Here is a 17,070-nt window from a genome sequence, read left to right on the forward strand (position 1 = left end):
TTCGCCATGGCGCAACGGGGTTGGGGGCGTGCTGTCGGACGTGAGGCGACCGAGGCCGCGCCCTCCCCTCATCCGCCCCTGCGGGACACCGTCTCCCGAGGGGAGAAGGGAGCCGCGTCGCCCCTTTCCCATCGGAAGAGGGGTTGGGATGAGGGTCCGGCACGCGCGGCGCACCCGATCATTGCCTGTACTACCTGCCCCTCATCGGGCCCTGCGGGCCACTTTCTCCAGGCAGGAGAAGGAAGCCGCGTCGCCCCTCTTCAACCGGGAGAGGGGTTGGGGTGAGGGTACGGCGCCGCCTGCGCCGGCAGACCGCCGGGGACTCAATCACCCAGCGGTTGGCAGTGCTCCACCACCAGTTGCACGGCGTCGCCGCCGCGGTAGTCGTCGGCGACCAGGCGGTAGGCGACGTGCACGCGCCGGCCCGGTTCGCGGCCGTGCCAGCCGTTGAAGTGGATCGCGTTCAAGGGCGCGGCGCGGCCCGGGCAGCGCAGGCTCAACTTGAGGTGGCGCTCCTTCAACACGCGCCACTGCAGCACCTCGAATTCGCCGTCGAACAGCGGTTCGGGAAAGCCCTGCCCCCACGGCCCGCCCTGGCGCAGCGCCTCGGCGTGGCGGTGGTCGAGTTCGTGCGGGTCCAGCATGCCGTCGCTGAGCAGTTCGGCCTGCAGCAGTTCCGCGTCCAGGCTGGCCAGCGCATGCGCGCGGAACACCTGTTCGAACTCGGCCAACGCGTCCTGGCGCAGGCTCAGGCCGGCGGCCATGGCGTGGCCGCCGAACTTCTCCATCAGCCCTGGCCGCTGCGCTTCCACCGCCGCCATCGCATCGCGGATGTGGAAGCCCGGGATCGAACGCGCCGAGCCGCGCAACTGGGTGCTGCCCGGCTCGGCCGGGGCGAAGGCGATCACCGGCCGGTGCAGGCGGTCCTTCATCTTCGAGGCGACCAAGCCGATCACGCCGGGATGCCACTGCGCATCGAACAGGCACACCGCCACCGGCGGTTGCTCAGGCGCGGCCAGCAGCGCCTGCGCCACCACCGCCTCGGCCTCGTCGGTCATCTGCTGCTGCACGGCGCGGCGCTCGGCGTTGATCTCTTCCAATGTCGCGGCGATCGCGCGCGCCTGCTGCGGGTCCTCGCACAACAGCAGTTCGATGCCCAGGGCCATGTCCTCGAGGCGGCCGGCGGCGTTGAGCCGCGGCGCCAGGGCGAAGCCGATGTCGCTGGCGCTGAGCCGCGCCGGGTCGCGGCCGCTGGCCTCGATCAGCGCCCGCAGCCCAACACACCCCTCGCCGCGCTGCAGCCGGCGCAGGCCGGCCGACACCAGCGCGCGATTGTTCGGATCCAGCGGCACCAGGTCGGCGACGGTACCGACCGCGACCAGGTCCAGCAGCACGCCCAGGTCCGGCGGCGCGGCGGCGAACGCACCTTGCGCGCGCAGGTGCCGGCGCAGCGCCAACAGCACGTAGAAGATCACGCCGACGCCGGCCAGCACCTTGCTCGGGAACGCGTCGCCGGCCAGGTTCGGATCGACGATGGCATCGGCCGGCGGCAAGGTCGGCCCCGGCAGGTGGTGGTCGGTGACCAGCACCTGCCAGCCCAGCGCCTTGGCCGCGGCGACGCCGGCATGGCAGGCGATGCCGTGATCCACCGTGACCAGCAGGTCCGGCCGCAATGGCGCCAGTTCCGCCACCAGCGCCGGCGACAGCCCGTAGCCGTGGACCATGCGATTGGGCACCGCGTGCAGCACCTGCGCGGCGCCGAGCAGGCGCAGCCCGCGCACCGCCACCGCGCAGGCGGTGGCGCCGTCGCAATCGAAATCGCCGACCACCAGGATGCGCTTGCCGGCGACGATCGCCTCGGCCAGCAACGCCACCGCCGCGTCGATGCCGCTCAGCGCATCCGGCGGCAACAGCTGCGCCAGCCTGGGCTGCGCCAGGTCGCTGTCGTGCGCGCCGCGCGCGGCGTAGATGCGCCGCAACAGCGGCAACGTGGCCGCGTGCCACGGGCCGGCCGCGGCCGCCACGGGCCGCCGCACGATGCGCGTGACCGAACTCATGCGTCCAGGCGCGACAGCGGCCGCCGCCACAGGCGCCAGCGTTGCGCGGGCGCGATGCGGAAACAGGTGCCGTCCTCGAAATCCAGCTGCAGCTGCTGCAACTCACCCTCGCGCAGCGCCTGCAGCAGCGGCTGCACCACCTCGCCGACGAACTGCTCGGGTGCGCGCAGCTGGCGCAGGTCGACCAGCGCATCGACCCGCGGCGCCTGCGCCTCGGCGACGCCGATGCCGGCGGCCTGGGCCAGTGCGCGCAACAGCGGGTCGCGGCTGCGCACCTGCGCGTGCGCGGTGCCGACCGTGGCCGGCAGGCGGCCGCCGCCCCAGAACCACAGCGAATTGATCGCCGGCTGGCCGCGGGCGACGCGCTCGCGGTTCCAGGGGTGCTGATGCAGCAGCACCTGCGCCTCGGTCAGCAGGGCGCGCCAGCGGCGCGCGTCCTCGCCCTGCGGCAGGTGATCGAACAAATCCGCACCGAGCACCTGCGCGGGCGCTGCGAACGCCGGCAGCACGCTGTCGGCCGGCAGCCGCAGGTACCAGCGGGTGGGATCGGGCGCGTCCAGGGTCAGCCCGCTCTCGGCGAACAGGCCCTGCACCGCCGGCAGCAGCGCGTCCAGGTCCACCGCGTCGAGCGGCAGCATGTCGCCATGCGCCATCAGCCGCGCGCCCTGCATGTCCGGCACCACGTAGGCCGGATCGGCGCGCAGCCACAGGCCGTCGCCGGCATCGCTGGCGTCCAGTTGCCGGGTCAGCGCCGCGGCCGGCAGGCTGTCGTCGGCCAGCACGAAGTGCCGCCGCAACTGCGCCTCGCCGCCCGGTGCGGCCTGCACGCGGTCGGCACGACCGAACGCGCGCGCCACCTCGCCGGCCAGCACGGCGCCGGCCAGGCGCACCCGCTCCGGCAACAGCAAGGTGGCGACGGCCATCGGATCAGCCGACGTAGGCGACGCTGACGATCTCGTACTCGCGGCGTCCGGCCGGGGCATCGATGCTGACGCTGTCGCCTTCCATCTTGCCGATCAGCGCGCGCGCCAACGGCGAGGAGATCGCGATCAGGCCCTGCTTGATGTCCGCTTCCAGGTCGCCGACCAACTGGTAGCGCTTTTCCTCGTCGGTCTCGACGTCGGCCAGGGTCACGGTGGCGCCGAACACCACCTTGCTGCCGACCGCCAGCTTGCTGACGTCGATGACCTCGGCGTGCGACAGCTCGCTCTCCAACTGCTTGATGCGGCCTTCGATGAAACCCTGCTGTTCGCGCGCGGCGTGATACTCGGCGTTCTCCTTGAGGTCGCCATGCGCGCGCGCCTCGGCGATCGCGGTGATGACTTCGGGACGCTTGACCGACTTCAGGTGATCCAGTTCCTCGCGCAGCCGCTGCGCGCCTTGCATGGTGATCGGGGCTCTCACGCTTCCAGCTCCTTGTGCAGTTCCTGCAGCGCCCAGACCGGACCGGTGCCGCGGAATTCCAGTGAATGCACCAGCGCACGCGCGCCGGCGACCGTGGTCGAATAGGTGACGCGATGCTGCAGGGCTTCGCGGCGGATCGAGAACGAGTCGGAGATCGCCGCCCGGCCCTCGGTGGTGTTGACGATATACACGATTTCGCCGTTCTTGATCAGGTCGACGATGTGCGGGCGGCCCTCGGCGACCTTGTTGACCTGCTCGCACTGCAGGCCGTGCTGCTGCAGCCAGGCGCAGGTGCCGCGGGTGGCGACCAGGGTGTAGCCGCGCTCGACCAGCGCCTGCGCCACCGGCAGCACGCGCTGCTTGTCCGGATCGCGCACCGACACGAAGGCCTTGCCCAGCGGCGGCGCCTTGATGCCGCCGGCTTCCTGCGCACGCGCAAACGCCGCGCCGAAGCTGCGGCCCACGCCCATCACCTCGCCGGTGGAACGCATCTCCGGGCCGAGGATCGGATCGACGCCCTGGAACTTGGCGAACGGGAAGATCGCCTCCTTCACCGAGTAGTAGTCGGGCACGATTTCCTTCAGCGCGCCCTGCTCGGCCAGGGACTTGCCGGCCATGCAGCGCGCGGCGATCTTGGCCAGCGGCACGCCGATCGCCTTGGACACGAATGGCACGGTGCGCGAGGCGCGCGGGTTCACTTCCAGCAGGTAGACGATGTCGTCGCCGGCATCGTTGACCTGCACCGCGAACTGGGTGTTCATCAGCCCGACCACGTTCAGCGCCTTGGCCAGTTCGACCACCTGGCGGCGCAGCTCGGTCTGGGTGGCCGCCGACAGCGAGTACGGCGGCAGCGAGCAGGACGAATCGCCCGAGTGCACGCCGGCTTCCTCGATGTGCTCCATGACGCCGCCGATCAACACCTGCCCGCTGTGGTCGGCGATGATGTCCACGTCCACTTCCACCGCATTGTCGAGGAAGCGGTCCAGCAGCACCGGCGAATCGTTGGAGACCTTGACCGCGTCGCGCACGTAGCGCGCCAGGTCGGATTCGCCGTAGACGATCTCCATGGCGCGGCCGCCGAGCACGTAGCTCGGGCGCACCACCAGCGGATAGCCGATCTCGCGCGCCAGCACCAGCGCTTCCTCGGCGTTGCGGGCGATGCGGTTCGGCGGCTGCTTCAGGCCAAGCTGGTCGACCAGCTGCTGGAAGCGCTCGCGGTCCTCGGCCAGGTCGATCGAGTCCGGCGAGGTGCCGATCACCGGCACGCCGTTGGCCTCCAGCGCGCGCGCCAGCTTCAGCGGGGTCTGCCCGCCGTACTGCACGATCACGCCCTTGGGCTGCTCCAGCTCGACGATCTCCAGCACGTCTTCCAGGGTCAGCGGCTCGAAGTACAGGCGATCGGAGGTGTCGTAGTCGGTGGACACGGTCTCCGGATTGCAGTTGACCATGATGGTCTCGTAGCCGTCCTCGCGCAGCGCCAGCGCCGCATGCACGCAGCAGTAGTCGAACTCGATGCCCTGGCCGATGCGGTTGGGGCCGCCGCCGAGGATCATGATCTTCTCGCGGTCGCTCGGCGCGGCCTCGCACTCGTCCTCGTAGGTCGAGTACAGGTAGGCGGTGCTGGTGGCGAATTCGGCCGCGCACGAGTCCACCCGCTTGTACACCGGGCGCACCTTGTGCGCGCGGCGCAGCGCGCGCACCGCGGCCTCGTTGGTGCCGGTCAGCTGCGCCAGGCGCGCATCGGAGAAGCCGGCGCGCTTGAGCGTGCGCAGGCGCGCCGCGTCCAGCGCGCCCAGGCCGTCGGCGGCCAGTTGCGCTTCCTGCGCCATCAGGTCCTCGATCTGGTCCAGGAACCAGGGGTCGATGAACGACAGCGCATGCACCTGCTCCACGCTCATGCCGGCGCGGAACGCGTCGGCGACGTAGAACAGCCGCTCCGGGCCGGGCGCCTTCAGTTCGCGCTTGAGCGCGGCCAGGTCGTCCTCGCTGGCCAGGTCCAGGCCGGTCGGGTCGAGGCCGATCTTGCCGGTCTCCAGGCCGCGCAGCGCCTTCTGCAGCGATTCGGAGAAGGTGCGGCCCATCGCCATCACCTCGCCCACCGACTTCATCTGCGTGGTCAGGCGCGCATCGGCCTGCGGGAACTTCTCGAAGGCGAAGCGCGGGATCTTGGTGACCACGTAGTCGATCGACGGCTCGAACGAGGCCGGGGTCAGCCCGCCGGTGATCTCGTTTTTCAGTTCGTCCAGGGTGTAGCCCACCGCCAGCTTGGCCGCGACCTTGGCGATCGGGAAGCCGGTGGCCTTGGAGGCCAGCGCCGAGGAGCGCGACACGCGCGGGTTCATCTCGATCACCACCACGCGGCCGGTCTGCGCGTTGATGCCGAACTGCACGTTGGAGCCGCCGGTGTCCACGCCGATCTTGCGCAGCACCGCGATCGAGGCGTCGCGCAGGCGCTGGTATTCCTTGTCGGTCAGGGTCTGCGCCGGGGCCACGGTGATCGAGTCGCCGGTGTGCACGCCCATCGGGTCCAAGTTCTCGATCGAGCAGACGATGATGCAGTTGTCCGCGGTGTCGCGGACCACTTCCATCTCGAACTCCTTCCAGCCCAGCACCGATTCCTCGACCAGCACTTCGCTGGTCGGCGACAGCTCCAGGCCGCGGCCGACGATCTCGATCAGCTCTTCGCGGTTGTAGGCGATGCCGCCGCCGCTGCCGCCAAGGGTGAAGCTGGGGCGGATGATGGTCGGGTAGCCGACCGTGGCCTGGATCTCCAGCGCCTCTTCCAGGGTGTGCGCCACCGCCGCCTTCGGGCACTCCAGGCCGATCTCGCCCATCGCCACGCGGAACAGTTCGCGGTCCTCGGCCATGCGGATGGCCTCGCGCTTGGCGCCGATCAGCTCCACGCCGTACTTCTCGAGCACGCCGTGGTCGGCCAGGTCCAGCGCGCAGTTCAGCGCGGTCTGCCCGCCCATGGTCGGCAGCAGCGCGTCGGGCTTTTCCTTGGCGATGATCTTCTCGACCGTCTGCCAGTTGATCGGCTCGATGTACACGGCGTCGGCCATGTTCGGGTCGGTCATGATCGTGGCCGGGTTGCTGTTGACCAGCACCACCCGGTAGCCCTCGTCGCGCAATGCCTTGCACGCCTGCGCGCCGGAGTAGTCGAACTCGCAGGCCTGGCCGATGACGATCGGGCCGGCGCCGATGATGAGAATGGTTTTGAGGTCGGTGCGCTTGGGCATTTCTTTCTCGAAGTCTGGGCTTTCGACGTTTTTGAGGCTGAGCGCCTAACGTTTAAAGTCGTTCAGGAAACATCATGTTCGGACAATCGACAACGATGGATGAGCTCATCCCCAAGCGCGGCCTGCTGCTCTTCCGTCATGGTGGGGACAGTCAGAGGCGGTGCCGCGCGGAACACCATTCCCGCAGGCGAAGAGATGAATTCACGCGCCTGCGCCGCTTGATCAGGGCTCATTCCAAGCAGCAGTTCGGCGCCATCAGGCTTGTGTTGATTCAGAAAAACGGCCTTTGCGTTCGCGGCCACATAGTGCATGTAGCGCTGGCCAGCAGGTGTTCCAGAAAACGCGATCCAGCGCCCCGCCGTATCGTCATCCTGGAAGATCGTCTTCAACTGCGCCATGGTATTCAGCGCGATCGCCTCTCCCACGAGCCCAGCGACGCAGCCTTTCTGATCTGAACCGAGCTTCTGGAACAACGGCGCCGCCGCCACCGAGTCCTTGGCGTAGATGGAAGCCGCCTCTTTCAATCCGATGATCTGAAAAAGTTGCGACGCCTGCGCCTCCGATACGTCGGCGGCATTTGCAGATCCAGTGCAGGCCAGAAGAATTGCCAACATCAGCTGGCGAACGTTCATGCGCCTGCCGCCGCCATCAGCGCGGTGAAGCGATCGAACAGCGGCGCCACGTCGCGCGGGCCCGGCGAGGCTTCCGGGTGGCCCTGGAAGCTGAAGGCCGGCGCGTCGGTGAGCGCGATGCCCTGGTTGCTGCCGTCGAACAGCGAGCGGTGGGTGACGCGCACGTTGGCCGGCAGCGTCGCCTCGTCCACCGCGAAGCCGTGGTTCTGCGAGGTGATCATCACCCGGCCGCTGTCCAGGTCCTGCACCGGGTGGTTGGCGCCGTGGTGGCCGTGGCCCATCTTCAGGGTCTGCGCGCCGGCGGCCAGCGCCAGCAACTGATGGCCCAGGCAGATGCCGAAGGTCGGGATCTTGCGCGCCAGCAGTTCCTTGATCGCGGCGATCGCGTAGTCGCACGGGGCCGGGTCGCCGGGGCCGTTGGACAGGAACACGCCGTGCGGGTTCATCGCCAGCACCTCGGCGACCGGCGTCTGCGCCGGCACCACGGTCACCTCGCAGCCGCGCTCGGCGAGCATGCGCAGGATGTTGTACTTGACCCCGTAGTCGTAGGCGACGACCTTGAACTTGGGCTCGGCCTGCACGAACGCGTTGCTGTCCAGGTCGAGCTGGCCGTCGCGCCAGGGATAGGCGGTGTCGGTGGACACCACCTTGGCCAGGTCCATGCCCTTGAGCCCCGGGAACTTGCGCGCCGCTTCCAGCGCGGTGTCCACGTTCACGTCGCCGGCCATCAGCGCGCCGTTCTGGGAGCCCTTCTCGCGCAGGATGCGGGTCAGCTTGCGGGTGTCGATGCCGGCGATGGCGACCACGCCGCGCTGGATCAGCCAGTCCGGCAGCGCCACCTGGTTGCGCCAGTTGCTCGGGCGGCGCGGCACGTCGCGCACGATCAGGCCGGCCGACCAGACCTGGGCGGCCTCGTCGTCCTGGTCGGTGCAGCCGGTGTTGCCGATATGCGGATAGGTCAGCGTGACCAGTTGGCGGGCGTAGGAGGGATCGGTGAGGATCTCCTGGTAGCCGGTCATGGCGGTGTTGAACACCACTTCGCCGACGGACAGGCCGGCAGCGCCTACGGATTCGCCCTCGAACACGGTGCCGTCTTCAAGGACAAGGATTGCGGGTTGAGTCACGGGGTTCGCCTTGGGGAGAGAGGAACCCTGCCCCACCAACTTGCAGGCTGCAAGAAACCGCGAACTCGGCGCTTCTCCGGGTCCGTGGCGATGGGTAACAGGCGAGCGAGAATTGTACCGACGCGGGGCGGTCCGCGCCAGCCGTTTGGGTGAAGTGCCTGTTCAGCCGAGCAGGTCGCGCAGCCGGTAGGCCCCGGGCGCACGCCCCGGCAGGCGCGCAGCGGCATGCAGCGCACCACGGGCGAAGATGTCGCGATTGCTGGCGCGATGCACCAGTTCGAGCCGCTCGCCGAGTCCGGCGAACTGCACCAGATGCTCGCCGACGATGTCGCCGGCGCGCAGGCTGGCGTAGCGCGCAGTGGCGCCGCCCTGTGCCGCGGCTGCGCCGAGGGTCAGCGCGGTGCCGGAAGGCGCGTCCTGCTTGTGCACATGGTGGGATTCGACGATGTCGCAATCCCAGCCCGGCAGCGCCGCGGCGGCGCGCTCGACCAGATCGTGCAGCACCGCCACACCCAGGCTGAAGTTCGATGCCCAGATCAGCGGAATGCGGTCGGCGGCGGCGGCCAGCGCCTGCCGCTGCGCGTCCTCCAGCCCGGTGGTGCCGGACACCAGTGCCGCGCCGCGCGCCGTGCACAAGGCCAGCACCGGGTCGAAGCCCTGCGGCAGGCTGAAATCGATCGCCACGTCGAAAGCGGGCACCCCGCCCAGCTCGGCCGCGGCGAAGTACGGCACCCCGTCGATCACCCGCTGCGCCGGCGCGCGCCGCACCACCGCGGCCACCACCTGCAGCGCCGGGTCCTGCGCGGCCAGCCGCAACAACGCCTGGCCCATCCGGCCGGACGCACCATGGATCAACACACGCAGCGGAGAAGTCGTCATCGGCACAAGGCTAGCGGTTTGCGCGCGGGTGCGACAGAGGGCGCGTGCACCGGAGACGCAAGCGCCCGACGCACCGCCTCGGACGTGGCGATGCTTCACTCGTCGGGGCTGAAGCCCCTCCCACAAGGGCGTGGCGGCACTGGAAGCGACCAAAAAGCCGCCGAGCGAGGCACTTGGCACTTGGCATCTGCCAAGAGACAGCGCAGCCGATCGGACACCCCCTGTGGGAGGGGCTTCAACCCCGACGCCGGACCGCCCGATCTCACGCGGAGCCCTCGGAGCCCTGCTGCCGTTACGCGATCGACGCTGCACCCGCATCGCCTTGCACGGAGCATGCTCGAGGCGGACGGCGCCGCGCTTCGGATACAGCGCGGCCTCGTTCGTCGCGGCGGAAGCCGCTCCTACAGACGGTCAACGACGCCGCTGGCAAGGCATTGTGGGAGGGGCTTCAGCCCCGACGCGTTGCACCCACCCAATCGGGCATGCACCTGTCGACGCCACCGCTCCCGCCGAGAGGGGAGCGCACTCGCCGGAGCGATCGACCGCCCTACTCGGCCGCCGCCTGCCCCAACAAGCGTTTGTCCCAATCCTCCACCGCGCGGTGCGCCAAGCGCCGCTCGAACAAGGTGCGCCAGTTCGGCACCAGCGGCAGCGCCAGCACCTCCTGCAGTTGCGCCGGGTCGATCTCGCGCCGGTACAGCAGGCCGACCAGGCGCGCCAGAGACCACTGTGGATGCGGACGCTCCAGCAGCACCAGACTGTCGCCGGCGGCCACCTCGCCGGGCTGCAGCACGCGGTAGTACCAACCGGTGCGGCCGCTGTCCTGCACGCGCCGCGCCAGCGCGGCCACGCCGAAGCGGTCGGACAGCTTCCAGCACGGCTGCCGCGACTGCGAGACCTCGACCAGGGCGGTGCCCAGGCGCAACCGATCGCCCAGGCACAGGTCGGCTTCGGTCACGCCGCAACTGCTGAGGTTCTCGCCGAACGCGCCCGGCGCGTCCAGCAAGGCATGCGCGCCCAGTTCCTCGCGCCAGGCCGGGTAATGGTCGCGCGGATAATGATGCAAGGCCTTGTCGGGGCCGCCATGCACACGGCGGTCGCCCTGCTCGTCCAGCTCCAGCCCCTCCAGGCCGATGCGCAGACGCCCGGCCTGCGGCCGCTTGTCGATCGCGCTGCGGCTGCCTGGACGGGTGAACGCCTGGACGCGACCGACCAGGACCGCATCGATGGTCCACGCCGCCACGGCGGAATCAGGAGCCGTCATCGCCTGACCCGATGCCGGGCTCAGGCCGTCGCGCGCCGGAGCGCGGCGACCTCGTCCTGCAACAGCGCGCCGAGGATGCGCACGCCGGTCTCGATGCGCTCGGCCGGCACGGTGACGAACGACAGCCGCAGCGTATTGCGCTGCGGCGCGACCGCGAAGAACGGCGCCCCCGGCACGAAGGCCACGTTGCGCTCGATCGCCTTGCTCAGCAGCGCGCCACCGTCCATGCCCTGCGGCAGTTCGACCCAGATGAACATGCCGCCGGCCGGGCGGTTCCAGCGCACCTGCGTGGGGAAATACTTGGCCAGGGCCGCGAGCATCTGCTCGCAGCGGCTGGCGTACAGGGCGCGGATGCCGGGGATGTGCGCATCCAGGAAGCCGTCCTGTACCGCCTCGTACACGATGCGCTGGCTGAACGACGGCGTGTGCAGGTCGGCGGCCTGCTTGGCCTGCACCAGCTTGGCGTGCACCGCCTCCGGCGCGACCAGGTAGCCCAGGCGCAGGCCCGGGGCGAACACCTTGGAGAACGAGCCCATGTAGATGACGCCGTCCGGGTTCATCGACAGCAGGCTTGGCAGGGTGTCGCCGCTGTAGCACAGCTCGCCGTAGGGATCGTCCTCGACGATGGACACACCGGCCTCGGTCGCGCGCGCGACCAGCGCCTGGCGCCGATGCAACGGCAGGCGCCGCCCGGTCGGATTCTGGAAGTTCGGCAGCACGTACATGAAGCGCGCGCCGTCCAGCTGCGGCGCGTCCAGCGCGTCCACCACCAGCCCGTCGTCGTCCGACTGCATCGCCGCGAACGCCGGCTGGAACAGCGAGAACGCCTGCAGCGCGCCGAGGTAGCTGGGCGTCTCCACCAGCACCTTGCTGCCCTCGTCGATGAACACCTTGCCGAGCAGGTCCAGGCCCTGCTGCGAACCGGTGGTGATCAGCACCTGGCTGGGCCGGATGCTGGCGCCGTCGCGGCTCAGCCGCGCCGCCACCCATTCGCGCAGCGGCAGATAGCCTTCGGTGGGGCCGTACTGCAGCGCCGCCTGCGGCGCGTCGCGCAGCACCTTGTCGCAGGCCTCGCGCATGCGCGCGACCGGGAAGGTCTCCGGCGACGGCAGGCCGCCGGCGAAGGAGATCACCTCCGGGCGTTCGGTGACCTTGAGGATTTCGCGGATCGCCGAACTGGTCAGCGCCTGCGCACGGCGGGAGAACGGGAATGGGCTGGTCATCGGCATAGGATAGTCGCCGCCATCGCGGCGCGCATGTGCGGCGCACAAGCGGTGCGCCAGCCGGCAAGGCCGGCAACGGGTGACGCGGCTCAGTGCCGCCGCGGCGGCGTCGGCCCGCAGCTATCGCAACCGCCGCAGGCGCCTGCGCCGGCGCTGACCGGCGGCGCGATGCGCCGGCCCAGCGCCTGCAGCCACGCCGCACGACCCGGCCTGAGCAGGCGCAGCGCGAGCGCGCCGCGCAGCTTGCGCGAGGTGCCCGGGAACTGCTTCTTCAGCACCACCCAGGCACTGACCAGCACCGCCAGTGCGATCACCAGATACTGCAGCAGCAGCGAGGCGCTCATCTCAGCCGGCTCCCAGCGCCACCGCGACCTGGTAGGTGACCAGCGAGGCCAGATACGCCAGCGCGAACAGGTAGAACGCGGCAAAGCTCATCTGCTTCCACGAATTGGTCTCGCGCTTGATCGTGGCCAGCGTGGAAATGCACATCGGCGCGTAGATGTACCAGACCAGCAGCGACAGCGCGGTGGCCAGCGACCAGCCGTCGTGGATCAGCGGCGACAGCGCCTGCGCGGCGGCATCGTCGTCGGCCGCCGACAGCGCGTACACCGTCGCCAGCGACGACACCGCCACCTCGCGCGCGGCCAGGCCGGGGATCAGCGCGATGCAGATCTGCCAGTTGAAGCCCAGCGGCGAAAACACCGTGGTCATGGCGTGGCCGATGCGGCCGGCGAAGCTGTAGTCGATCGCCGGCAGCGTGGCGTCGGCCGGCGGCGCCGGAAAGTTCAGCAGGAACCACAGCAGGATGGTCAACGCCAGGATGATGCCGCCGACGCGCTTGAGGAAGATCGCCGCGCGCTCCCACAGGCCCAGCGCCAGGTCGCGCAGGTGCGGCACGCGGTAGGATGGCAGCTCCAGCAGCAGCGGATGCTCGCCCTTGTCGCGGCGCCATTTCTTCATCGTCCACGATACCGCCAATCCACTGACGATCGCCGCCAAGTACAGGCCGAACAACACCAGGCCCTGCTGATTGAGCACGCCCCACACCTGCTTCTGCGGCACAAACGCGGCGATCAGCAATGTGTAAACCGGCAGGCGCGCCGAACAGGTCATCAGCGGCGCGACCAGGATGGTGGCCAGGCGGTCGCGCGGGTCCTGGATGCTGCGCGTGGACATGATCCCCGGCACGGCGCAGGCGAAGCTGGACAACAGCGGGATGAACGAGCGGCCGGACAGGCCGGCCGCGGCCATCATGCGATCGAGCAGGAACGCCGCGCGCGGCAGGTAGCCGGATTCCTCCAGCGCCAGGATGAAGGCGAACAGGATCAGGATCTGCGGCAGGAAGATCACCACGCCGCCGAGGCCGGCGATGATGCCGTCCACCAGCAGGCTGTTCAGCGGCCCCTCCGGCAGCGTTCCGCCGACCCAGACGCCTAGCGCCTTGGTCCCACCGTCGATCAGGTCCATCACAGGCTGCGCCCAGGCGAAAACCGCCTGGAAGATCAGGAACATCACCAGCACTAGGGTCAACAGGCCGGCCACCGGGTGCAGCAGCCAGCGGTCCAGCGCGTCGTCGATGCGCGAGGTGCGGGTCGGCATCGACACCGCCGCGGCGAGGATGGCGCGCACCTGCTGGTGGTAGTCGCCCTGCCCCTCGGCCGGTGCCACCGCCGGCGGCAGTGCCGGCGCCAGCGTATCCAGGCGCTCGACCAGGGCGCGGGCGCCGTTGCGGCGCACCGCCACGGTCTCGATCACCGGCACGCCCAGCGCCTGCTCCAGCGCCTGGCGATCGATCTGGATGCCGCGGCGCTGCGCCGCGTCGACCATGTTCAGGGCCACCAGCATCGGCTTGCCCAGCTCGCGCAGCTCCAGCGCGAAGCGCAGGTGCAGGCGCAGGTTGGTGGCATCGACCACGCACACCAGCACGTCCGGCGCCGGCTCGCCCGGGTAGAAGCCGCGGCACAGGTCGCGGGTGATCGCCTCGTCCAGGCTGGCCGGCTGCAGGCTGTAGGCGCCGGGCAGATCCAGCACCGCGAATTCGCGCCCGGACGGCGCGCGGAAACGGCCCTCCTTGCGCTCGACGGTGACGCCGGCGTAGTTGGCGACCTTCTGCTTGCTGCCGGTCAACTGGTTGAACAGCGCGGTCTTGCCGCAGTTCGGGTTGCCGACCAGGGCCAGGCGCAGCGGCGCGGCGGCCGCACTCACGGCCGCACCTCGTCCAGCGCGCTGACCTGCACCCGCGCCGCCTCGCTGCGCCGCAGCGCGAAGCGCGTATAGCCCACCTGCACCAGCAGCGGTTCGCCGCCGACCGGCCCGCTGGTCAGCACCTGCACCTGTTCGCCGGCGACGAAGCCCAGCTCGCGCAGACGCCGGGCGATGGCGTCGTTGGGCTGGCGGTCGTGCACGGATTCCACGAGGGCGCTGCTGCGCAACGGCATGTCGGACAACGTCACAGCACGATCCGTCGATAAGAATGGTTATCAATTGTAGCATCGCCGCGGCGCGTCATGGCGGCGCCGGCACGGCCGGCTATGATCGCCGTATGGCTGCCGTTTCCCCTTTGTACGAGCGTGTTCGATGAGCGATGTCCTGTTGTTGCAACGATCCGGCAAGGTCCTGACCCTGCAGCTGAACCGACCCGAGGTCCGCAACGCCTTCGACGCCGCGCTGATCGCGCAACTTAGCGACGCCCTGCTGCAGATCGGCGCCGATCCGCAGGTGCAGGTGCTGGTCCTGGCCGGTGCCGGCCCCGCCTTCTCGGCCGGCGCCGACCTGCAGTGGATGCGTTCGATGGCCGGCGCCGGCGAACAGGAGAACCTGGACGACGCGCTGGCCCTGGCGCGGCTGATGCGCCTGCTCGACGAACTGCCCAAGCCCACCGTCGCGCGGGTGCAAGGCGCCGCGTTCGGCGGCGCGGTCGGCCTGGTCGCCTGCTGCGACATCGCCGTGGCCGCCACCGATGCGCGGTTCGCGCTCAGCGAAAGCCGCCTGGGCCTGCTGCCGGCGGTGATCTCGCCGTATGTGGTCGCCGCGATCGGCGCGCGCCAGGCGCGGCGCTGGTTCGCCAGCGCGGAAACCTTCGACGCCGCCACCGCCGCGCAGATCGGCCTGGTGCACCAGGCGGTGGCGCCGGAGGCACTGGACGCGGCCGTGCAGCGCCAGGTCGCCCTGCTCGGCCAGGCCGGGCCGCTGGCCGCCGCCGGCGCCAAGGCCCTGGTGCGGCGGGTCGCCGCCGGCGGCGAGCGCGATGCGCTGGACCAGGCCAACGCGGCCCTGATCGCGCAGTTGCGGGTTTCGGCCGAGGGCCAGGAAGGACTGACTGCGTTCCTGGAGAAACGCGAACCGGCCTGGAGGGCCAGCCTATGAACCCGATCGACCATCTCGGCCTGCGCTGCAGCGATTTCGAACGCAGCCTGGCGTTCTACCGCGCCGCCCTGGCCGCGCTGGACCTGGACGTGGTGATGCAGGTAAGCGCCGAAGCGAGCGGCGGCCAACGCCACGTCGGCTTCGGCCGCGACGGCAAGCCCAGCTTCTGGATCGCCGACGGCGGCCGCGACGCCGGCAACAATGGCGTGCACGTGGCCTTCGTCGCCGCCAGCCGCGCGCAGGTGGATGCGTTCCATCGCGCCGGTCTGGCCACCGGCGGCCGCGACCACGGCGCACCCGGCCTGCGCCCGCACTATCACCCCGACTACTACGGCGCGTTCCTGCGGGATCCGGACGGCCACAACATCGAAGCGGTCTGTCACCGCCCGGCAACGACCTGATCCGTCGCCTCGGGCCGGCGCGCGCGGCGCTGACCGCGCCTGCCGCCGTGGCACCGCCCATCTTTATCAGGAGTCTCCCATGACCCTCGTTGCTTCCCGTCTCGTGCGCGGCGTCCGACCGACATCGCGCTGCACGCGCACACTCCCGGCGCGGGAGCGTGCGCGATGAGCGACAGCGTGCGCATCGTCGAAGTCGGCCCGCGCGACGGCCTGCAGAACGAGAAGGCCTGGGTTGCCACCGCCGACAAGATCGAGCTGATCGCGCGGCTGGGACGTACCGGCCTGCGCAGCATCGAGGCGACCAGCTTCGTCAGCCCGAAGTGGGTGCCGCAACTGGCCGATGCGGCCGAGGTCTACGCCGGCATCGCGCAGGTGCCGGGCGTGGACTATCCGGTGCTGATCCCGAACCTGCAGGGCTACGCGCGCGCCGCCGCGGTCGGCGTGCGCGAGGTGGCGGTGTTCACGGCCGCCTCGGAGACCTTCAACCGCACCAATACCAATGCCGGCATCGACGAATCGCTGGCGCGCTTCGCACCGGTGCTCGAGCGCGCGGCGGCGGACGGGGTCAAGGTGCGCGGCTACGTCTCCACCGTGCTCGGCTGCCCCTACCAGGGCGATGTCCCATTGGCCGACGTGGTGCGGGTGGCGCAGCGGCTGCATGCGATGGGCTGCTACGAGATCTCGCTGGGCGACACCATCGGCGTGGGCACGCCCGGCAAGGCGCGGACGATGCTGCGCGCAGTCGCCGCAGCGGTGCCGATGGCGGCGCTGGCGGTGCACTTCCACGACACCTACGGCCAGGCCCTGGCCAACATCGCCGCCTGCCTGGAGGAAGGCGTGCGCGTGGTCGATGCCGCGGTGTCCGGCGCCGGCGGCTGCCCGTACGCCAAGGGCGCCAGCGGCAACGTCGCCACCGAGGACGTGGTCTACCTGCTGCACGGCAATGGCGTGGAGACCGGGATCGACCTGCCGGCGCTGGCCGCGACCGGGCGCTGGCTGGCGCAGAAACTCGGCCGGCCGACCGGCAGCAAGGTCGGCCAGGCGCTGGCCGCCGAGGCCTGAGCGCCGCGGCGGTGCTCGGCACGGGCGGCACGGCCGCACCTGGCGGCCATGCATGACGTCCGCCGAGACGCCCCTGCGCGTGCTGAGGGCGCCTCGCACAGCGACGGGAAGCGTCCTTTAGCAGCGGCTTAATCCGCGACAGGCGCAGTCCCGGGGAAAGCCTGTCGCGGCTGAAGCCGCTCCTACAGGAGAGCAACCTGCACCCGGCTGGATCGTGGTGGACGCACGCGTTGGACATGCCCTTGAGACGAGGCGTGCGGCGCGCCGACGCGGCAATTCCGGCGAAGCGCACGACACCCTCTCGGCGTGGCACTGGCACCGCTGTCCACGTTGTCCTCCCCAGCACAGCGCCGATGCCGCGTCTCGGGGCGGCGTTGCCCACGCCCGCCCCACAGCGCCACTGCCACGACGTCTCGCCG

The 17,070-nt window shown here is 70.4% G+C and carries 15 protein-coding genes; 3 read left to right on the forward strand and 12 right to left on the reverse strand.

What is annotated here, in order from left to right; translation table 11 throughout:
- Nucleotides 1-323: 323 nt before the first annotated feature.
- The 12 genes from recJ to NKJ47_RS11950 all read right to left on the reverse strand — a co-directional run bounded on the left by recJ (nt 324) and on the right by NKJ47_RS11950 (nt 14,275).
- The gene (gene recJ / locus NKJ47_RS11895; protein WP_254458107.1) at nt 324-2,057 is read right to left on the reverse strand and encodes a single-stranded-DNA-specific exonuclease RecJ; all 1,734 of its coding nucleotides are present in this window, start codon (nt 2,055-2,057) and stop codon (nt 324-326) included.
- Complete coding sequence (locus NKJ47_RS11900; protein ID WP_254458108.1) at nt 2,054-2,980, reverse strand: phosphoglycerate mutase; 927 nt, start codon at nt 2,978-2,980, stop codon at nt 2,054-2,056. Before NKJ47_RS11900 ends, recJ begins: the two co-directional genes overlap by 4 nt.
- 4 nt (nt 2,981-2,984) lie before the next feature.
- The gene (gene greA, locus NKJ47_RS11905; RefSeq protein WP_184502593.1) at nt 2,985-3,449 is read right to left on the reverse strand and encodes a transcription elongation factor GreA; all 465 of its coding nucleotides are present in this window, start codon (nt 3,447-3,449) and stop codon (nt 2,985-2,987) included.
- 8 nt (nt 3,450-3,457) lie between these two features.
- On the reverse strand, nt 3,458-6,700 hold the full coding sequence (gene carB / locus NKJ47_RS11910; protein WP_254458109.1) for a carbamoyl-phosphate synthase large subunit: 3,243 nt from the start codon (nt 6,698-6,700) through the stop codon (nt 3,458-3,460).
- A gap of 62 nt (nt 6,701-6,762) precedes the next feature.
- Nucleotides 6,763-7,332 (reverse strand): hypothetical protein, encoded by a 570-nt coding sequence (locus tag NKJ47_RS11915; protein ID WP_254458110.1) that lies wholly within the window; start codon nt 7,330-7,332, stop codon nt 6,763-6,765.
- Nucleotides 7,329-8,456, reverse strand: coding sequence for a glutamine-hydrolyzing carbamoyl-phosphate synthase small subunit (gene carA / locus NKJ47_RS11920; RefSeq protein ID WP_254458111.1), 1,128 nt, complete (start codon nt 8,454-8,456; stop codon nt 7,329-7,331). Before carA ends, NKJ47_RS11915 begins: the two co-directional genes overlap by 4 nt.
- Nucleotides 8,457-8,618: 162 nt before the next feature.
- Entirely contained in the window at nt 8,619-9,335 is a 717-nt protein-coding gene (dapB, locus tag NKJ47_RS11925; RefSeq protein WP_254458112.1) for a 4-hydroxy-tetrahydrodipicolinate reductase, read from the reverse strand.
- 547 nt (nt 9,336-9,882) lie between these two features.
- Nucleotides 9,883-10,599: an MOSC domain-containing protein gene (locus tag NKJ47_RS11930; protein WP_254458113.1), complete on the reverse strand. Its 717-nt coding sequence runs from the start codon at nt 10,597-10,599 to the stop codon at nt 9,883-9,885.
- A 20-nt stretch (nt 10,600-10,619) separates the two neighbouring features.
- Nucleotides 10,620-11,828, reverse strand: a complete 1,209-nt coding sequence (locus NKJ47_RS11935; protein ID WP_254458114.1) for a PLP-dependent aminotransferase family protein — start codon at nt 11,826-11,828, stop codon at nt 10,620-10,622.
- A gap of 83 nt (nt 11,829-11,911) precedes the next feature.
- Nucleotides 11,912-12,166: a DUF6587 family protein gene (locus NKJ47_RS11940; RefSeq protein ID WP_254458115.1), complete on the reverse strand. Its 255-nt coding sequence runs from the start codon at nt 12,164-12,166 to the stop codon at nt 11,912-11,914.
- 1 nt (nt 12,167) lies between these two features.
- The gene (gene feoB / locus NKJ47_RS11945; RefSeq protein WP_254458116.1) at nt 12,168-14,027 is read right to left on the reverse strand and encodes a ferrous iron transport protein B; all 1,860 of its coding nucleotides are present in this window, start codon (nt 14,025-14,027) and stop codon (nt 12,168-12,170) included.
- A complete protein-coding gene (locus NKJ47_RS11950) occupies nt 14,024-14,275 on the reverse strand; it encodes a FeoA family protein (protein ID WP_254458117.1) in 252 nt (83 codons plus the stop codon). The genes feoB and NKJ47_RS11950 overlap by 4 nt, the downstream gene beginning before the upstream one ends.
- Nucleotides 14,276-14,399: 124 nt before the next feature.
- Here NKJ47_RS11950 and NKJ47_RS11955 point away from each other — a divergent pair, with 124 nt between their 5' ends.
- From NKJ47_RS11955 to NKJ47_RS11965, 3 genes are all read left to right on the forward strand, one after another.
- Entirely contained in the window at nt 14,400-15,188 is a 789-nt protein-coding gene (locus tag NKJ47_RS11955; RefSeq protein WP_254458118.1) for an enoyl-CoA hydratase-related protein, read from the forward strand.
- The gene (locus NKJ47_RS11960) at nt 15,185-15,589 is read left to right on the forward strand and encodes a VOC family protein (protein ID WP_254458119.1); all 405 of its coding nucleotides are present in this window, start codon (nt 15,185-15,187) and stop codon (nt 15,587-15,589) included. The genes NKJ47_RS11955 and NKJ47_RS11960 overlap by 4 nt, the downstream gene beginning before the upstream one ends.
- Before the next feature lie 165 nt (nt 15,590-15,754).
- Nucleotides 15,755-16,651, forward strand: a complete 897-nt coding sequence (locus tag NKJ47_RS11965; protein WP_254458120.1) for a hydroxymethylglutaryl-CoA lyase — start codon at nt 15,755-15,757, stop codon at nt 16,649-16,651.
- The last annotated feature ends 419 nt before the right edge of the window (nt 16,652-17,070 follow it).

It is taken from the genome of Xanthomonas sacchari, assembly GCF_024266585.1.
GTDB lineage: Bacteria > Pseudomonadota > Gammaproteobacteria > Xanthomonadales > Xanthomonadaceae > Xanthomonas_A > Xanthomonas_A sacchari_C.